Origin of the sequence: Niallia sp. FSL W8-0951, from assembly GCF_038006525.1 — a bacterium.
Classification (GTDB): domain Bacteria; phylum Bacillota; class Bacilli; order Bacillales; family Cytobacillaceae; genus Niallia; species Niallia circulans.
The window spans coordinates 811,303-829,302 of sequence record NZ_JBBOVK010000001.1; the positions used below are offsets into that span (position 1 = coordinate 811,303).

At 35.0% G+C, this 18,000-nt stretch carries 19 protein-coding genes; all 19 read left to right on the forward strand.

The window, feature by feature from the left end:
• Nucleotides 1-2 precede the first annotated feature (2 nt).
• The 19 genes from fliQ (at nt 3) to NSS71_RS03740 (ending at nt 17,988) form a co-directional block, all read left to right on the forward strand.
• Nucleotides 3-272, forward strand: a complete 270-nt coding sequence (fliQ, locus tag NSS71_RS03650; RefSeq protein WP_047940014.1) for a flagellar biosynthesis protein FliQ — start codon at nt 3-5, stop codon at nt 270-272.
• A 7-nt stretch (nt 273-279) separates the two neighbouring features.
• A complete protein-coding gene (gene fliR / locus NSS71_RS03655) occupies nt 280-1,059 on the forward strand; it encodes a flagellar biosynthetic protein FliR (protein ID WP_047940015.1) in 780 nt (259 codons plus the stop codon).
• Nucleotides 1,060-2,139 carry a flagellar biosynthesis protein FlhB gene (flhB, locus tag NSS71_RS03660; protein WP_047940016.1) on the forward strand — a complete coding sequence of 360 codons (1,080 nt, stop codon included), beginning with the start codon at nt 1,060-1,062 and terminating at the stop codon, nt 2,137-2,139.
• A 69-nt stretch (nt 2,140-2,208) separates the two neighbouring features.
• Complete coding sequence (flhA, locus tag NSS71_RS03665) at nt 2,209-4,245, forward strand: flagellar biosynthesis protein FlhA (RefSeq protein WP_061796680.1); 2,037 nt, start codon at nt 2,209-2,211, stop codon at nt 4,243-4,245.
• Nucleotides 4,242-5,420 (forward strand): flagellar biosynthesis protein FlhF, encoded by a 1,179-nt coding sequence (gene flhF, locus NSS71_RS03670; RefSeq protein ID WP_251686941.1) that lies wholly within the window; start codon nt 4,242-4,244, stop codon nt 5,418-5,420. Before flhA ends, flhF begins: the two co-directional genes overlap by 4 nt.
• On the forward strand, nt 5,417-6,292 hold the full coding sequence (locus NSS71_RS03675; RefSeq protein WP_047940019.1) for a MinD/ParA family protein: 876 nt from the start codon (nt 5,417-5,419) through the stop codon (nt 6,290-6,292). The genes flhF and NSS71_RS03675 overlap by 4 nt, the downstream gene beginning before the upstream one ends.
• An 11-nt stretch (nt 6,293-6,303) precedes the next feature.
• Complete coding sequence (locus NSS71_RS03680; protein ID WP_061796674.1) at nt 6,304-7,413, forward strand: protein-glutamate methylesterase/protein-glutamine glutaminase; 1,110 nt, start codon at nt 6,304-6,306, stop codon at nt 7,411-7,413.
• Between the two features lie 20 nt (nt 7,414-7,433).
• Nucleotides 7,434-9,488 carry a chemotaxis protein CheA gene (locus NSS71_RS03685; protein ID WP_061796672.1) on the forward strand — a complete coding sequence of 685 codons (2,055 nt, stop codon included), beginning with the start codon at nt 7,434-7,436 and terminating at the stop codon, nt 9,486-9,488.
• Nucleotides 9,489-9,654: 166 nt separating this feature from the next.
• A complete protein-coding gene (locus tag NSS71_RS03690) occupies nt 9,655-10,131 on the forward strand; it encodes a chemotaxis protein CheW (RefSeq protein ID WP_047940022.1) in 477 nt (158 codons plus the stop codon).
• Between the two features lie 2 nt (nt 10,132-10,133).
• The gene (locus NSS71_RS03695) at nt 10,134-10,775 is read left to right on the forward strand and encodes a chemotaxis protein CheC (protein WP_061796670.1); all 642 of its coding nucleotides are present in this window, start codon (nt 10,134-10,136) and stop codon (nt 10,773-10,775) included.
• Nucleotides 10,768-11,265 carry a chemotaxis protein CheD gene (locus tag NSS71_RS03700; protein ID WP_047940274.1) on the forward strand — a complete coding sequence of 166 codons (498 nt, stop codon included), beginning with the start codon at nt 10,768-10,770 and terminating at the stop codon, nt 11,263-11,265. Before NSS71_RS03695 ends, NSS71_RS03700 begins: the two co-directional genes overlap by 8 nt.
• Before the next feature lie 543 nt (nt 11,266-11,808).
• Nucleotides 11,809-12,573 (forward strand): FliA/WhiG family RNA polymerase sigma factor, encoded by a 765-nt coding sequence (locus NSS71_RS03705; protein WP_047940024.1) that lies wholly within the window; start codon nt 11,809-11,811, stop codon nt 12,571-12,573.
• An 18-nt stretch (nt 12,574-12,591) separates the two neighbouring features.
• Nucleotides 12,592-12,903: a hypothetical protein gene (locus NSS71_RS03710; RefSeq protein ID WP_061796667.1), complete on the forward strand. Its 312-nt coding sequence runs from the start codon at nt 12,592-12,594 to the stop codon at nt 12,901-12,903.
• A gap of 9 nt (nt 12,904-12,912) precedes the next feature.
• Nucleotides 12,913-13,470 carry a hypothetical protein gene (locus NSS71_RS03715; RefSeq protein WP_061796665.1) on the forward strand — a complete coding sequence of 186 codons (558 nt, stop codon included), beginning with the start codon at nt 12,913-12,915 and terminating at the stop codon, nt 13,468-13,470.
• Nucleotides 13,471-13,620: 150 nt separating this feature from the next.
• Nucleotides 13,621-14,322 (forward strand): 30S ribosomal protein S2, encoded by a 702-nt coding sequence (rpsB, locus tag NSS71_RS03720; RefSeq protein WP_016201151.1) that lies wholly within the window; start codon nt 13,621-13,623, stop codon nt 14,320-14,322.
• Nucleotides 14,323-14,520: 198 nt separating this feature from the next.
• The gene (gene tsf / locus NSS71_RS03725) at nt 14,521-15,405 is read left to right on the forward strand and encodes a translation elongation factor Ts (RefSeq protein WP_047940027.1); all 885 of its coding nucleotides are present in this window, start codon (nt 14,521-14,523) and stop codon (nt 15,403-15,405) included.
• Between the two features lie 82 nt (nt 15,406-15,487).
• Complete coding sequence (gene pyrH / locus NSS71_RS03730; protein ID WP_047940275.1) at nt 15,488-16,222, forward strand: UMP kinase; 735 nt, start codon at nt 15,488-15,490, stop codon at nt 16,220-16,222.
• Nucleotides 16,215-16,772, forward strand: a complete 558-nt coding sequence (gene frr, locus NSS71_RS03735; RefSeq protein WP_047940028.1) for a ribosome recycling factor — start codon at nt 16,215-16,217, stop codon at nt 16,770-16,772. The genes pyrH and frr overlap by 8 nt, the downstream gene beginning before the upstream one ends.
• Nucleotides 16,773-17,211: 439 nt before the next feature.
• A complete protein-coding gene (locus tag NSS71_RS03740; protein ID WP_047940029.1) occupies nt 17,212-17,988 on the forward strand; it encodes an isoprenyl transferase in 777 nt (258 codons plus the stop codon).
• Nucleotides 17,989-18,000: the final 12 nt, after the last annotated feature.

Below are 18,000 nucleotides of genomic sequence, written 5' to 3' on the forward strand. Positions count from 1 at the left end.
GAATGTCACAGGAAATGGTTATTTCCATAGCTGAGAAAGGCGTACTTACAGTATTAATTATCAGCGGTCCACTGTTAATTATTGCGTTGGCAGTTGGACTAATCATCAGTATTTTTCAAGCAACAACACAAATCCAAGAGCAGACTTTGGCGTTTGTCCCAAAAATTGTAGCGGTTCTTGTAGGTCTTATTTTTTTTGGATCATGGATGCTGAGTCATATGCTTTCTTATACGAAAGATATATTTTCAAATCTAACAAGGTTTATTGGATAGAAGGATGATGAATGAACTTTTATCAAATTTTCCAGCATTTTTGTTAATCCTTGTTCGAGTTACTTCGTTCTTTTTAATGCTGCCTTTCTTTTCTTATCGGACGATACCTACGACTTTTAAAGTGGGTTTAGGCTTTTTTTTATCGCTAGTTATGTTTTGGGGAATGGATGTACCTGCATTAACCATTGATACAGGTTACTATTTTCTTATTCTCAAAGAAGCTTTAGTTGGGCTTTCGATTGGATTTGTCGCATATATGTTATTTTCTGCTATTCAAATTGCAGGGGGATTTATTGATTTTCAAATGGGATTTGCCATTGCGAATGTGATCGATCCTCAAACAGGAACTCAAAGTCCGCTGACGGGTCAATATTTGACAATTATCGCTATGTTTTTTTTATTAGCATCTAATGGTCATCATTTACTATTAGACGGTATTTATTATAGCTATCAGTTTATACCGCTCGAACAGCCTTGGATTAAGTTTGGAAATGGTGAGTTAGCAGAGTTTCTTATTAAAACATTCAGTTTAATGTTTATGATTGCTTTTCAGATGTCTATTCCTATTGTGGGAAGCATCTTTTTAGTAGATGTCGGATTAGGGATTGTAGCAAGAACTGTCCCTCAATTAAATATTTTTGTTGTTGGTGTTCCTATCAAAATTATTGCAGGACTAATTATTCTCTTTATAGTTATGGGTGTACTAATGACCACTGTATCCCATTTGTTCTCTTCCATTGTTACAACGATGAGAGGGATGATGAACATTATAGGGGGGATTGGTTAAATGAAGCTCCTATCATTAGATATTCAGTTTTTTGCAGGAGAAAAAACGGAAAAGGCTACTCCAAAGAAAAGACAAGACACGAGAAAAAAAGGACAAGTGGCAAAAAGTCAGGATGTTAATACAGCGCTTGTTCTTTTAGTTGTTTTTGGTGTATTAAGTTTCACAGGGGAATACCTTTTAGATGGGTTACTGTCTCTTTTCACCTATACCTTTAGTGATTTTATAAACATTAATCTGTCAATCAATACGATACAAGGTTTGTTTTTAGATATTGTAAAGGAAGTAGCACTTTTATTAAGTCCTATTTTAATTGCTGCTCTTGCCGGGGGACTAATTGCCAATTATATGCAGGTCGGTGTTTTGTTCTCTCCGGAAGCAATTAAGTTTAAATTAGAAAAAATAAATCCAATTTCGGGATTTAAGAGATTGTTTTCACTTCGTTCGATTGTAGAATTGCTGAAGTCATTGTTGAAAATTACAGTGATTGGTATTGTTGTATTTTCCGTTCTATGGGGAAAAATGGATGAAATCCTAATCCTCTCTCATAAATCTATTGGTTCTATTGCTGTTACAATTGCTAAGTTAACCGTGCAGATGGGGCTTTATGCTTCTATTGTGCTGTTAGTGATAGCACTCATGGATTATATGTATCAGCGATATGACTATGAAAAGAATATTCGGATGTCAAAACAAGATATTAAAGACGAATATAAAAACATGGAAGGTGACCCCTTAATAAAGTCCAAAATTAAGCAGAAGCAGAGAGAAATGGCAATGCACAGAATGATGCAGGATGTGCCTACCGCTGATGTTGTCATTACGAATCCAACTCATTATGCGATTTGTCTGAAATATGATGAAGATAAGTATGACGCACCTTATGTTGTCGCAAAAGGGGTCGATTTTGTTGCCCAAAAAATAAAATTAGTAGCAAAAGAAAATAATGTTGTCATGGTAGAGAATCGACCATTGGCAAGGGCAATGTACAGCCAAGTAGAAATAGGCGATTTAGTTCCGGAAGAATTTTATAAGGCTGTTGCAGAAATTCTAGCTTTCGTCTACCAAACTAGAGATAAATAATAGCATTACTCGTAAAGGAATTATTGTAAATATTATAGACATAAATGTGTTTTTTAAGGAGCGGAAGAAATGGCAAGGAGAGACTTAATCGTAGTGATTGGGGTAATCCTCATTATTGCAATGTTGATTATCCCATTTCCAACATGGTTATTAAGTGTGTTAATTTTACTTAATATTACGTTGGCATTACTTATCTTATTATTAACTATGAATATGAGTGAGGCTTTGGAGTTCTCTATTTTCCCTTCACTTTTGTTGTTAACGACCCTATTTCGCCTTGGTCTCAATGTATCCACCACTAGAGCTATATTATCAAAAGGGGATGCAGGAGGGGTAGTACATACCTTTGGAACATTCGTAATTGGCGGCAATATTGTTGTTGGGTTAGTTGTCTTTTTAATTCTTGTCATCATTCAATTTATTGTTATCACCAAAGGGTCTGAGCGTGTATCAGAGGTTGCTGCACGTTTTACATTAGATGCAATGCCAGGTAAGCAGATGAGTATTGATGCTGATTTAAATGCTGGGATTATTTCCGAGCAAGAGGCAAGACAACGTCGTGAAAAAGTTGGTAGAGAAGCAGACTTTTATGGTTCGATGGATGGGGCAAGTAAATTTGTCAAAGGAGATGCCATAGCTGGAATCATTATTGTTTTTATTAACTTGATTTTTGGTATCGTCATCGGGATGACTCAGCTTGGTATGGCAGCTGGGGATGCTGCTCAGCATTTTTCCTTACTATCCGTTGGAGACGGGATTGTCAGTCAAATACCTGCATTACTAATTTCAACAGCAACAGGGATTGTTGTAACAAGAGCTGCTTCAGAAGGAAATCTTGGTTCTGATATCACTTCTCAGTTATTGGCATATCCAAAAATGCTTTATGTAGCAGGAGGAACAATCTTTTTATTAGGACTGTTTACACCAATTGATGACTTTTTGACGATTCCTATTGCAGGACTTTTAATATTTGGAGCTTATTACTTATCGAAAAAGCCAAAGCAAAATTTAGAACAAATGCAGGAGCTTGAGGAAGAGATCCAAACAGATGAGCTAAAAAGTCCTGAAAGTGTAGTTAGTTTACTAAGTGTGGATCCAATTGAATTTGAGTTTGGTTATGGTCTTATTCCTTTAGCCGATGCCAATCAAGGAGGGGACCTATTAGATAGGGTGGTCATGATCAGAAGGCAGCTAGCGATAGAGTTAGGTCTTGTCATTCCTGTTGTTCGGATTCGCGATAATATTCAATTACAGCCAAATGAATACCGATTAAAGATAAAGGGAAATGAGAGAGCAAGCGGGGAACTGCTTCTAGATCATTACTTAGCGATGAGTCCTGGGATGGACGATGATTCCATTGAGGGAATTGATACGATTGAACCATCTTTTGGCCTGCCGGCTAAATGGATAACAGAAAGTACGAAGGAACAAGCCGAAATCTTTGGTTATACCGTGGTTGATCCTCCATCCGTTGTTTCTACACATATTACAGAGGTAATTAAGGCAAATGCCCATGAGTTATTAGGAAGACAAGAAACGAAACAATTAGTGGATCATGTAAAAGAAAGCTATCCGATTTTAATCGAAGAAGTAACACCAAGTCCGTTGTCGATTGGCGAAATTCAAAAAGTTTTAGCAAAACTTTTAAGGGAAAATGTTTCTATTCGCAATTTACCAGTCATTTTCGAAACATTAGCTGATTTTGGAAAAATGACAGCTGATACCGATTTATTAGTTGAATATGTTAGACAATCTTTAGCACGTCAAATAACTACCCAATACACGAATCAAAATGACTCTTTAAAAGTAGTAACTTTGTCAGGAAAAGTGGAAAAACTAATCGCAGATAATATTCAACAAACAGAGCATGGAAACTTCTTAGCGTTAGATCCAAATATTTCCCAATCAATTTTAGAGAGTATTGCTGGGCAAATTGAACAATTATCTGTAATGGAACAGATGCCAATTCTTTTATGTTCGCCAGCTGTTCGTATGTATGTAAGACAATTGACAGAACGTTATTTTCCACAAGTTCCAGTATTATCGTACAATGAATTAGAAGCAAATGTAGAAGTTCAAAGTGTGGGAGTTGTGAATATCGAATGAAAATCCAAAAATACGTAGCACGGGATATGCCAGAAGCAATGAAAAAGATTCGAGCGGAATTAGGGAATGATGCCGTCATTCTTCATTCAAAAGTAATTTATACAGGCGGCTTCTTAGGCTTATTTAAAAAAAGAAATATTGAAGTACTCGCAGCCGTTGATCCGAGTATTTCAGAGACAACAATTTCTAAGCATACAAAAAAGCGAGAAATGCGCAGTCCTGTATTAATTAAAGAACCGGCTTTTAGGGCTGATGCAGATAATTCAGCTAATAATATAAGTTTAAAAGAGGGAGAGAAAATATCTGATTATCCAGAGATAGTAAAGCATTTAAATGAAATTAATCAAAATGTAAAAGCGAATAGAAGTATGACATTTTCTATTCCTGCTCCTATAACTAAAATAGTAAATCAATTAGATAAACAAGGGATAGACGAAGAAATTAAGACAGGATTAGTGAAAGATTTAGTAGCTAAATGGTATGCAGCAGGCGAAGACGTTTTAGAGTCTCAGGTTTCTGAGTGGGCACGGCAATTTCTATTAGCGGAGATTTCCCCTTTTTCGTTTGGGGAAATCTCTTTAGCCAAAAAATATATTAATGTCATTGGCCCAACAGGTGTGGGTAAAACAACAACTTTAGCCAAAATTGCTGCCAATATCATTTTAAGACAGCAAAAATCAGTAGGATTTATTACAACAGATACATATAGGATTGGGGCAATCGAACAACTTAAAACATATGCGAATATTTTAGATGTTCCCTTAGAGGTTTGTTATTCACTGGAAGATTTTGAGCATGCTACGAAAAAACTGGAAGAATGCGATGTTATTTTAATTGATACAGCAGGAAGAAATTTCAGAAATAAAAAATATGTAGAAGATTTAATGCAAGTGGTCGATTATAAAAGAGAAATGGAAACGTTACTTGTTTTATCTATGACAGCAAAGCAAGATGACTTAGAAGAGATTTATCAACAATTTTCCGCAATCAAGATTGATGCTTTCGTGTTCACAAAATTAGATGAAACATCTTCGTACGGGGCAATGATTAATTTAATTGTTGCTTGTAAAAAAGGTGCTGCTTATATTACAACAGGTCAGAATGTCCCAGATGATATAGTTCCAGCAACCCCAGAGGAGTTAGTAAATAAACTATTTGAGGTAGTTGAAGAATGAACGATCAAGCTTCTATCTTACGAAAAAAAATTGAACAATTAAATGCAAACAAAAGGCACTCCAATCACAAAACATTGGCGATTATCAGTGGAAAAGGCGGTGTGGGAAAGTCGAATTTTTCGCTTAACTTTGCACTCACTCTTCAAAAAAGAGGATATCGTACTTTACTGATTGATATGGATATTGGTATGGGGAATATTGATATTCTAATGGGGACACAGTCTCGCTATACGATCGTTGATTTTTTTAGAAATGATATTAATTTTGAGTATATTATTTCGAAAGGATTTGATGGATTAGACTATATTGCAGGTGGTTCTGGACTAAGTGATTTTGTTGATATGGAAGAAGAGAAACTAGAGAGCTTTTTCCAGCATTTTCAAGGGATATTAAATCACTATGACTATATTTTATTTGATATGGGAGCTGGAATTAGTACGGATTCTTTAAAGTTTATTCTATCTGTTGATGATTGTATCGTCATCACAACACCTGAACCTACTTCTATAACAGATGCGTATGCTGCAATGAAATTTATTCATACAAGAAATGCAGTACTTCCGTTATATCTTGTCGTTAATCGAACAATGGAGAAAAAAGATGGGGCAGAAACGTTACAAAAACTTCAGCAAGTTGTAAAAAAATTTTTGCAGCGGGATCTTATTAATCTTGGCTATATACCAGATGACACAAATGTAGCACAAGCTGTACGAAAACAAATTCCTTTTGTTTTTTTTAATGAAAAATCAGAAGCGGCTAAAGCTTTGCGCGAAATTGCCGATAGATATGGTAAACAACAGTTTACAGAACCCTATCCAGTTAATAGACACAATTTCGTGTCTAAATTAAAAAGGTTTTTGTTTGAAAGGTAGTTGAGTTTAAAGTGGAGAAAATAAAGGTTCTTGTTATTGATGATTCTGCATTTATGCGTAAGCTAATTACAGATTTTCTCTCTGAAGACTCGAGAATAACCGTTATTGGTACAGCCAGAAATGGTGAAGACGGAATAAAGAAAATTAAGCAATTAACTCCTGATGTGGTAACGCTTGATGTCGAAATGCCAGTCTTAGACGGTTTAAGTGCTTTAAAGAGAATTATGTTAGAGCATCCTGTACCAGTTCTCATGCTGTCAAGCATAACAAAGGTTGGAGCAGAAAGCACAATTCAGGCAATGCAAGCAGGGGCAATTGACTTTATTACAAAGCCTTCTGGGTCTATTTCACTAGATTTATATAAGGTTAAGCAGGAATTGGTAGAAAAAGTTATTCTAGCTAGTAAAGTAAAACCGAAAACATTATTAAATCTTTCAAATGAAGGAAAAAAGACTATTACTTCACAATCTTCTTATAGTAAAATAGAACCAAGAGAAGAAAATGAAAGAATAGTACAAAAGGCTGGATCAATCAGTAATTGGATGAACACCATGAAAAAGATTGTCATAATTGGAACTTCAACTGGTGGTCCAAGGGCATTACAGAAAGTCCTAACTAATTTACCAAGTGATATAGAAGCGCCTATTTTAATCGTTCAACATATGCCAGCAGGATTTACCCGATCCCTTGCAAATCGTCTTAACACGTTATCCGCCATTACCGTAAAGGAAGCGGAGCATGGGGAGATTATCCGCAATGGAGTTGCCTATATTGCTCCAGGAGGTCAGCATTTAAAGGTGAAAACAGTTGGTGTCCATACAGCAATTGATCTGGATCAAACTGCCCCTATAAATGGTCATAGGCCATCTGTTGATATTATGTTTGAATCTGTCAGCGATTTGAAAGCCTATGCAAAAATAGCAGTTATTATGACTGGGATGGGATCAGATGGCACAGATGGTTTATTAAAATTAGCAAAAAAAGGTAACGTAAAAGCTATTGCTGAGTCACAGGAGACATGTATTGTTTACGGAATGCCTAAAACAGCTATTGCCACGAATTATATTGATGAAATTCAAAAGGTAGATCATATTGCTGAAACTATTATGAAATATGTATAACGTCAAGGGATGTGAAGCAAGTGGAAATGAGTCAGTATTTAGAAGTATTTATTGAAGAGAGTAAAGAACATTTACAAGCATGTAACGAACATTTATTAGAGTTAGAAAAGGATCCTGAAAATTTACAAATAGTAAATGAGATTTTCCGTGCAGCTCATACTTTAAAAGGTATGTCTGCAACAATGGGCTATGAAGATTTAGCTAGTCTAACCCATCAAATGGAAAATGTACTTGATGCTATAAGAAATAAGAAAATTACTTTTTCTCCAGAAATATTGGATGTCATTTTCTTAGCTGTTGATGATCTTGATGCCATGGTAGAGTCAATCGCTAGCGGCGGCGATGGGAAAAGAAATGTAGAAGCAGTAGTTGAGAAGCTTGTACAAATCGAAAAAGGACTTCCTTTAAATCAAAAAACTGCAGAAGCTGAGGTTGCAGCAACAGCCATACAAGATGCTCCTGCAAAGCAAAATCAATATGATGAATTTGAAACAACTGTATTACAGCAATCATCTGATCAAGGTTTTTTTACTTATGAAATCAATATTACATTAAAAAGTGACTGTTTATTAAAAGCAGCGAGAGTTTATATGATATTTGAAGCTTTAGAATCTTTAGGAGAGGTTGTTAAGTCTCTTCCACCGGTGGAAGAGCTTGAAGAAGAAAAGTTCGACTATGACTTTATGGTAACTCTTATATCTAAAGAGGAAGCAGATAAAATTGAAGCGTCTGTTATGAAAGTTTCAGAGGTTGAAAAGGTAGCTGTACGAGAGTTCTTTGCAAATAGTCAATCTCCTAAGCAGCAAACGATAGCAGAAACTCCTGTTGCAGAAGAAGTACAAGCAAAAACGGATAATACATCTGTTACAGAAAATAGTACTCCGGCTGAAACTAAACAGCCTGAGAAGCAAACAGGGACTAAAGTATCTAATAAAACAATTCGTGTTAATATTGAGCGTTTAGATATTCTTATGAATCTATTTGAGGAACTTGTTATCGACAGAGGAAGATTGGAACAAATTTCTTCCACCCTTAAAGATCAAGAGCTTTATGAAACGGTAGAAAGAATGTCAAGAGTTACTGGTGATCTTCAAAATATTATCCTAAATATGCGCATGGTTCCTGTTGAGACAGTATTTAATCGTTTCCCAAGAATGGTCAGACAGCTCGCGCGTGATTTAAATAAGAAAATTGATTTGCAAATTGTTGGTGCAGAAACAGAGCTTGATCGCACAGTTATAGATGAGATTGGTGATCCATTAGTTCATTTAATTCGCAATGCACTTGACCATGGAGTCGAAACACCAGAAGTAAGACGAGCGAATAATAAAAGCGAAGAAGGAACAGTTGTTCTTCGTGCATATCATAGCGGAAACCATGTTTTTATTGAGTTGGAAGATGATGGAGCAGGAATTAATAAAGAAAAAGTCCTTTCTAAAGCAATTAATAAAGGAATTATTTCAAAAGAAGTTGCTAAAACATTAACGAATAATCAAATTGCTGAACTTATTTTTGCTTCTGGTTTTTCTACTGCTGATCAAATTTCTGATATTTCAGGACGTGGAGTAGGGCTGGATGTAGTGAAAAATACAATTGAATCACTAGGTGGTTCGATTACAATCGAATCAGAGGAAGGAAAAGGATCGTTATTTTCTATCCAATTACCATTAACTTTATCGATTATTTCTGTGATGCTAGTTGAAATTCAAGCAGAAAAGTATGCTATTCCATTGTCATCTATTATTGAGACAGCTATTGTCAATAAGAATGATTTAATGCATGCTCATAATCAAACCGTTATCGATTTCCGTGGCAAAGTGGTGCCATTATTATTCCTAAAGGATATTTTTGATGTGCCATCAGCAGGAATCGAGAGTGACTATTATTCTGTCGTTATCGTAAGAAAAGGGGATAAATTAGCTGGTCTTGTTGTGGATGGATTTATCGGTCAGCAAGAAGTGGTTTTAAAATCACTAGGTACTTACCTTTCTAGTGCGTATGCTATATCTGGAGCAACTATCTTAGGAGACGGACAAGTGGCTTTAATTATGGATTGTAATGCTTTAATTAAGTAATCACCTGTACAAGGATTAATAGATGTTAGCGCAAGTGGCTTTACTTAGGAACGAATTCGTTAAGTATAATAACTACTTGTCGTAATTTTGTTTAGAACAAACCGAGGAATAATGATCTTGCGCTTTATGAATTGCAGATAGGTTATGTGAGAGGGATGAAAAGGGAATGAGCGATGCAGTTTCAACAGAACAAAAATTAATAATATTTGAATTGAAGGGAAAAGAGTATGCTATTTCCGTCAATGAAGTAATGTCGATAGAGAAAAACATGCATATTACAAGAATTCCAAATATCGCTCCTTTTGTTAAAGGTGTGATTAACCTTAGAGGAGTAGTAACTCCCATAATTGATTTACGACTTCGTTTTAATTTGGAAGAAATTCCATACACGGATAGTACAAGAATTATCATTATTATGCTTGAAGATATGGAAGTAGGTATAATTGTTGATTCTGCTAATGATGTCGTAGATGTCGATACTGCTCTTTATGAGCCTGCTCCAGAGACAATCAATGGCGATGAAGTCGATTATATAAAAGGTGTAGTAAAGCTTGATAAACGTTTATTAATTCTTGTTGATTTAGAAAAAGTGTTTGATCGAAATATTTTAAGAAATTATTCTAATGGTAAAAGTGATGAGTAAGTATGGGGTATATTAATGATATAAATTCCTTAAAGCTTGATGTACTAAGAGAAATTGGTAATATCGGAGCGGGACATGCTGCCACCTCTTTATCAAAGCTTCTTAATAAAAAGATTGATATGAAGGTTCCAGATGTTCAAATTGTGACATTTGATGAGATGATGGAAATGGCAGGGGGTGCTGACAATATTGTTGCAGGGGTGTTTTTACGAATTGAAGGAGATGTTCCAGGAAGTATGTTTTTTATACTTCCTTTAGAGCAAGCAGCTAAATTGGTTCAAGATATGATTGGTGACCCTTCTATTACCTTAGCTGAACCGCCATATGATGAGTTATCTATGTCTGCATTACAAGAACTAGGCAATATATTATCCGGTTCTTATTTGTCCTCTTTATCTGATTTTACGAAGTTATCTTTATATCCTTCCGTACCAGCACTTGCAATTGATATGGTTGGTGCAATTGTTACATATGGATTAGTTGAACATTCTCAAGTAAGTGATTATGCAATTGTCATCAATACGGAGTTAAATGGAGAAGAAATCACATTAGCTGACACTGTAAATGGCCATTTCTTTTTGCTGCCTGATCCTGATTCTTTTGCCCCTTTATTTCAGTCTTTGGGAGTGAAGGATGGTGACTGACCAAATTACAGTAATAAAAGTAGGAATTGCTGATATGAATGTGGTAGAGTCTCCTAATACAATTCGTACTTCTGGACTTGGTTCATGTGTGGGTATTGTATTATATAGCTCCCTAAAACCAATTGCTGGCTTAGCACATATTATGCTACCAGAAGCATCCATATCTAAATCCGGAACGCTCAATAAAGCTAAATTCGCAGATACAGCCATTGTAGAACTAGTAGAGCGTTTAGAAGGATTAGGATTAAAAAGAAGTACGTTGTTAGCGAAAATTGCCGGAGGGGCACAAATGTTTCAGTTTACTGGAACAAGCGATGTTATGAGAATAGGACCTCGAAATGTTGAAGCGGTTAAGAATACACTACAATCGTTAAGAATTAAATTGGTTAGTGAAGATGTTGGTGGAAATAGTGGTAGAACAATTGAGTTTTGTCCTGCTACCCATGAATTAACAATTCGAACGGTGAATAAAGGGATTCATATTATATAGTGTATAGTAATACTTTTAAAAGCAGAGAAATAAGACTACCTCTAATTTAAAGAATCCATGGTTTGGACTTTGGAATGTATTCTTTTATTAGGAGATAGTCTTTTTATTTTCATTTTCTCGGAAATTTCAGCAAAAAAAGAACTGAAAATTATAGTTGTTAGTTCTTATTACCTAATTTTAAATGGGATATTTAGAAAGGATAGCTAATAATTCACGTCTTCTGCTAAAATCAATAGTGAAATATATACATAAACAAATGATAGGTATATCTTCCTTTCCTATTCATTCTATTTTTAAATGGAATGGATAAGATTATAAATGATAAAAATAAAATATGCAGACAAGCTCCTTATTATAGTAATTATAAATAATATACTTATGTATCATTGCACGAATACAAAAATATTGATTTTTTTGCTGAATTTAAGGGATATAGATAGGGAAGAAATGTACTTATATCCTTTTCAAGTTGTTACTTATATAGATAGAACTAGTTATATGCGTGTATGGTGTTCATTGTTTATAGAGGAGGGAAATTATTTAATGGCAAAGGAATCAACTACAGAAGAGAAGCAAGTATGGGAAATGTGGACTAGTACGAGAGATCAAGAAGCAGGTAATCAATTAATTAAAAAATATATGCCCTTAGTAAGTTTTCATGTTCAAAGAATTTCGATAGGGTTACCAAAAAGTGTTTCCCGAGATGAGCTAACAAGTCTTGGAATGATGGGACTATATGATGCCTTACAACGTTTTGATCCAAATAGGGATTTAAAGTTTGATACATATGCTTCCTTTCGGATTAGAGGCAGTATTATTGATGGACTTCGTAAAGAAGACTGGTTATCTAGAGGCACGAGGGAAAAGTCAAAAAAAATTGAGGCGGCCATTGAAAAACTCGAACAAAAATTAATGAGAAATATTACTGTTCAAGAAATTGCTGATGAGCTAGAGACTAGTGTTGACGAAGTATATGCAACAATGAATGAACATTTTTTTGCAAATATACTATCTATTGATGAGCAGATGAATGAAGGGGAAGAGAAAGAAGCACAAAGTTTCTCGATTCGTGATGATAAAACGGTTATTCCAGAGGAAAAAGTCGTAAGGGATGAATTGGTTCAAGAGATGGCCGCAAAAATTAAGGAGCTTAATGATAAGGAACAGCTGGTGATTAGTTTGTTTTATAAGGAAGAATTAACATTAACGGAAATTGGACAAGTTATGAATTTATCTACTTCTCGCATATCGCAAATTCACTCCAAAGCTATTTTTAAATTAAGACATTCATTAGAAAAAGTAATATAACGAAAAGGATGAGTGCACATGAGTTTAAAAGCATTAGAAATGCAAGTTGCATTACCACGAACTTATGATGCAGGGAAGCTTCAAGAACAACAGGACCAAAAACATCAGCAAATGTACACCTTCGCTGCTCAAGAAACCGGTAAGGAAGAAGAACGAAAGCGAACAACGGTTATTAAGGGGGAAGGGAACGGTAAAGTTACTACCAAGAAAAAAAGGGATAAGCAGTTTTTTGAACAAGAGATGAGGAAAGAAGAAAAGGAATTAGAAGATTTAGAGAGAATACAAACGATACACCCTTATAAAGGCCTAAGTATCGACTATAGTGGATAGAGGGATGAAATGGTTAATTTTTTACTTTTTTTAAGTATTACTTTAAATTTAATCGCAATACTTTGCATTGTGATTTTGTATGTTAGACAAAATCGCGTTGTAAATTTAGAAAAGGAACAGAGAGAGAATTTAGAAGAAATGGAAGAAGTGATTGCCACTTTTATTACAGAAATAAAAGAAGAAAATGAACAGTTTTTAAATAGACTTACTAGCTTTGAAGCTGATGAGAATCCACTAGATAAAAAAGAAGACAGTAAGGATAAAGCTGAAAGGATGGAATATAAGCCAAGAGAGATAAAAGGCAATAAAGCGATGCTGGATGCTTATAAAAATGTGACTGCTTCTGTACAAGAAAATAGCCTAAAAGAGGATCGGTTGGAGAAGGAAGATGTCAATGAACTATTAAATTTAATCTTGCCACCAGAAAAAAAACAGAAAGAAAAGTCAATAGTAGAAGTAGCAAAAGAGATGCAGGCGGAAGGGAAGAGCATCGAAGAAATAGCAAAAGCATTAAATAAAGGAAAGACAGAGATGGAACTATTACTTAAATTTAGACAAAATTCGTAAATGTACTTGATTGTACACAATACATATGCTATATTAACAAATGGTGTTAATACACACGCTTTTGGATTTAATCATTGGTGCTGTAATTTTTACAGTTTTGATTAAAAATGATAAAAGCGGAGGAAATCAAAACCATTAGGAGGAAAAAACATGTCAGTTATTTCAATGAAACAATTACTTGAAGCTGGTGTACATTTCGGTCACCAAACTCGCCGTTGGAACCCAAAAATGAAAAAATATATTTTCACAGAGCGTAACGGCATCTACATCATCGACCTTCAAAAAACAGTTAAAAAGGTTGAAGAAGCTTATAACTATGTGAAAGAATTAGCTGGAAACGGCGGTACAGTTCTTTTCGTTGGTACTAAAAAGCAAGCACAAGATTCAGTTAAAGAGGAAGCTATCCGTTCTGGTCAATACTATGTTAACCAACGCTGGTTAGGTGGAACTTTAACTAACTTTGAAACAATTCAAAAACGTATTGCTCGTTTGAAAGATATTGAAAGAATGGCTGAAGACGGTACATTCGACGTACTTCCTAAAAAAGAAGTAGTTCAATTAAACAAAGAGCTTGAGCGTTTAGAAAAATTCCTAGGCGGAATTAAAGATATGAAAAAAATTCCTGACTGCCTATTCATCGTAGATCCACGTAAAGAACGTATTGCAGTAGCAGAAGCTCATAAATTAAATATTCCAATCGTTGGTATTGTTGATACTAACTGTGATCCAGACGAAATTGACGTTGTTATTCCTGCGAATGATGATGCAATCCGTGCTGTTAAATTATTAACTGCAAAAATGGCAGATGCTATTCTTGAAGCTAAACAAGGCGAAGAAGTAACAACTGCTTAATTAGAACCGAATGACTTGTTATACAAAATAGTTTTGGATCAATCGATAAACTAAAATGGATAATAAGTAATTGTTAGGGACTTGTGGAAAAGGTGATAAAGAGCATCCCTCTTATCACCTTTTTTTCAAGCGTCCTGCTTAAAAGTGAGATAAATTGGATAAAAAAATAATACATAAACCTTAAGGAGGCAAATTACTATGGCTGTTACAGCTCAAATGGTAAAAGAACTACGTGAAAAAACTGGTGCTGGAATGATGGATTGTAAAAAAGCACTTACTGAAACAAATGGTGATTTAGATAAAGCGATTGACTTCTTACGTGAAAAAGGGATTTCAAGTGCTGCGAAAAAAGCAGATCGTGTAGCAGCTGAAGGTTCAACTTTTATCGCGGTAGAAGGTAATGAAGCAGTAATTCTTGAAGTTAACTCTGAAACAGATTTCGTTGCGAAAAACGAAGGTTTCCAAACTTTGGTTAAAGAACTTGCTTCCCATATCTTAGCCACTAAACCTGCAACTGTTGAAGAAGCACATACTTCCAACATTACAGAAGGAACTACTGTTGAAGCACACATCAATGCTGCAATTGCTAAAATTGGTGAAAAATTATCTTTACGTCGTTTTGAAATCAAAACAAAAACTGATAATGATGCTTTCGGTGCTTATCTTCATATGGGTGGACGCATTGGTGTTTTAACTGTATTAGAAGGTACTACTGATGAATCAGCTGCTAAAGATGTTGCAATGCACATTGCTGCATTAAACCCTAAATATGTTTCTCGTGACCAAGTTTCTCAAGAAGAAGTGGCACATGAGAGAGAAGTATTAACACAACAAGCACTTAACGAAGGTAAACCAGCTAACATCGTTGAAAAAATGGTTGAAGGCCGCTTAGGTAAATATTTTGAAGATGTTTGTGCACTTGATCAATCATTTGTTAAAAACCCAGATCAAAAAGTTCGCCAATTCGTAGAATCTAAGGGTGCAACTTTACGTGAATTCGTTCGTTACGAAGTAGGAGAAGGAATCGAAAAACGTGAAGATAACTTTGCTGAAGAAGTTATGAACCAAGTTAACAAGAAATAATAAATGATCGATTAATGTTTTCATAGGGGGCACCATGGTGTTCCCTATTTTTCAAGATATTACAAATAAAGCGGAGGTTTCCATGAGTAGTAATCCAAAATATAAACGTGTTGTTCTGAAATTAAGTGGCGAAGCATTAGCTGGTGAAGCTGGATTTGGTATAAATCCAAGTATCATTAAAAACGTAGCACAGCAAGTAAAGGAAGTTGCTGATCTTGGTGTGGAAGCAGCTGTAGTAGTCGGCGGTGGAAATATTTGGCGTGGTAAAATTGGGGAAGAAATGGGAATGGACCGTGCCAACGCTGATTACATGGGAATGCTCGCTACAGTAATGAATTCATTAGCCCTTCAAGATAGTTTAGAGCAAATGGGCATTGAAACACGTGTTCAATCTTCTATCGAAATGAGACAGGTAGCTGAGCCATATATTAGAAGACGTGCAATTCGACATCTTGAGAAGAAACGTGTTGTGATTTTTGCAGCAGGAACAGGAAACCCTTATTTCTCAACAGATACAACAGCTGCCTTACGAGCTGCTGAAATTGAAGCAGACGTTATATTAATGGCGAAGAATAATGTAGATGGCGTATATTCTGCAGATCCGAAAGTGGATAACACTGCTACGAAATACGAGGAACTTACTTATTTTGATGTGATTAAAGATGGTCTTGCTGTAATGGATTCAACCGCTTCATCATTATGTATGGACAATGACATTCCGTTAATTGTATTCTCTATTACGGAAAATGGCAATATTAAGAGAGCTGTAATGGGAGAAACAATTGGAACAATAGTGAGGGGGAAAAATAATGCCTAAACAAGTTATCGCTAATACTAAAGACAGAATGGATAAAGCAATTCAAAGCTATTCGCGCGAGCTTGCAAGTATTCGTGCTGGAAGAGCAAATGCTTCCTTATTAGATCGTATTACAGTTGATTATTATGGTGCTCCAACACCAGTTAATCAACTTGCAGGTATCAGTGTACCAGAGGCTAGATTACTTGTTATTCAGCCGTATGATAAAACTGTTCTTGGAGATATTGAGAAAGCTATTCTTAAATCTGATATAGGTTTAAATCCTTCTAATGATGGTAGTGTTATCCGTCTTTCTATTCCAATGTTAACAGAAGAGCGTCGTAAGGAATTAGTGAAGAATGTGAAAAAAGAATCAGAAGAAGCAAAAATTGCTATTCGCAATATTCGCCGTGACGGCAATGATGATTTGAAAAAGCTAGAGAAAAATGGAGAAATCACAGAAGATGATCTTCGCGGCTACAATGATGACATTCAAAAATTAACAGATGAATACATCAATAAAGTCGATGCTTTAACAAAAGAGAAAGAAAAAGAAATTTTAGAAGTATAACCTAAACGTATTTAGTGGATATTTCAACATTTCAATTGAATAGGAAGTTTATTGTTCTTGAGTTAAACCCTCTACTTTATAGGGGGTTTTTTTCTTCATGTTAGTAAAAATAAGGATAAAAAATATAGCCTGAAATATTCATTCTTTGTACATAAAATAGTGAAAACTAACGAGTTTTTTAATTGATAGTTGCTTAGGTTGACTATTTTCCTATAATATAGAAAGGGAACTTATTTGATTATCCTTTTATTGGATAGGTTATGGAAAAGAATTTATTAGAAAAGTGGATCCTTACCATTAGTAGTTTAGGCAATATCGTTATCATAATGATTATCCTGAATAGTAGATAATATAAACAGATATAGATAATAGTATTTACCGTACATAATCACTGTGAATAGAGAGTTACAAAAGGGATCTATTTTGGAGGAGCTATTTTATGTTTAACAAAATAAGGTTATGGAAGAAGAAACCTGTTTCTTCTAATTTCCAAGACCGAATATCAGCACTTAAAATGCGACAAATTCCAGAACATGTTGCAATTATCATGGATGGAAATGGAAGATGGGCAAAAAAGAGAACGTTGCCTAGAATTGCAGGCCATCATGAAGGAATGAAATGTGTAAAACGAATTACAGCTATTGCAAATGATCTTGGAATCAAAGTGTTAACTTTATATGCTTTTTCCACAGAAAATTGGAAAAGGCCGAAATCGGAAGTTGATTACATTCTGTCCCTTCCAGAACAATTTCTTAGTACATTTTTACCTGAATTAATTGAAAAAAATGTTCGCGTAACAGCCATTGGCTATACAGAAGGATTACCAGAATCTACTTTGAATGCCCTAAATCGAGCAGTAGAACAAACAAAGCATAATACAGGTCTTCATTTAAACTTTGCCTTAAATTATGGTTCTAGGGCCGAAATCATAGATGCTGTTAAAAATGTTGTAAAAGACAGTCAAACGGGAAAAATAGAAATAGATAACTTAACAGAAGAAGTATTTTCCTCTTATTTGATGACAGAAGATATAATCGAGCCAGATTTATTAATTCGTACAAGTGGAGAAATAAGAATAAGCAACTTCATGCTTTGGCAAATAGCTTATTCCGAACTATACTTTACGAATGTACTATGGCCAGATTTTAGTGAATTACATTTATTCGAAGCAATAGAAGAATTTCAAAACAGACAACGCCGTTTTGGTGGAGTCTGAAGAGAGTTGGTT

What these genes read in the sequence shown, in the direction of transcription:
- NSS71_RS03690 (WP_047940022.1), top strand. Translation starts at nt 9,655, where the DNA reads ATGAGCGATGCAGTTTCAACAGAACAAAAATTAATAATATTTGAATTG.
- tsf (WP_047940027.1), top strand. Translation starts at nt 14,521, where the DNA reads ATGGCTGTTACAGCTCAAATGGTAAAAGAACTACGTGAAAAAACTGGT.
- NSS71_RS03675 (WP_047940019.1), top strand. Translation starts at nt 5,417, where the DNA reads ATGAACGATCAAGCTTCTATCTTACGAAAAAAAATTGAACAATTAAAT.
- pyrH (WP_047940275.1), top strand. Translation starts at nt 15,488, where the DNA reads ATGAGTAGTAATCCAAAATATAAACGTGTTGTTCTGAAATTAAGTGGC.
- NSS71_RS03705 (WP_047940024.1), top strand. Translation starts at nt 11,809, where the DNA reads ATGGCAAAGGAATCAACTACAGAAGAGAAGCAAGTATGGGAAATGTGG.
- NSS71_RS03740 (WP_047940029.1), top strand. Translation starts at nt 17,212, where the DNA reads ATGTTTAACAAAATAAGGTTATGGAAGAAGAAACCTGTTTCTTCTAAT.
- NSS71_RS03695 (WP_061796670.1), top strand. Translation starts at nt 10,134, where the DNA reads ATGGGGTATATTAATGATATAAATTCCTTAAAGCTTGATGTACTAAGA.
- fliR (WP_047940015.1), top strand. Translation starts at nt 280, where the DNA reads ATGAATGAACTTTTATCAAATTTTCCAGCATTTTTGTTAATCCTTGTT.
- flhB (WP_047940016.1), top strand. Translation starts at nt 1,060, where the DNA reads ATGAAGCTCCTATCATTAGATATTCAGTTTTTTGCAGGAGAAAAAACG.
- fliQ (WP_047940014.1), top strand. Translation starts at nt 3, where the DNA reads ATGTCACAGGAAATGGTTATTTCCATAGCTGAGAAAGGCGTACTTACA.
- flhF (WP_251686941.1), top strand. Translation starts at nt 4,242, where the DNA reads ATGAAAATCCAAAAATACGTAGCACGGGATATGCCAGAAGCAATGAAA.
- frr (WP_047940028.1), top strand. Translation starts at nt 16,215, where the DNA reads ATGCCTAAACAAGTTATCGCTAATACTAAAGACAGAATGGATAAAGCA.
- rpsB (WP_016201151.1), top strand. Translation starts at nt 13,621, where the DNA reads ATGTCAGTTATTTCAATGAAACAATTACTTGAAGCTGGTGTACATTTC.
- NSS71_RS03715 (WP_061796665.1), top strand. Translation starts at nt 12,913, where the DNA reads ATGGTTAATTTTTTACTTTTTTTAAGTATTACTTTAAATTTAATCGCA.
- flhA (WP_061796680.1), top strand. Translation starts at nt 2,209, where the DNA reads ATGGCAAGGAGAGACTTAATCGTAGTGATTGGGGTAATCCTCATTATT.
- NSS71_RS03710 (WP_061796667.1), top strand. Translation starts at nt 12,592, where the DNA reads ATGAGTTTAAAAGCATTAGAAATGCAAGTTGCATTACCACGAACTTAT.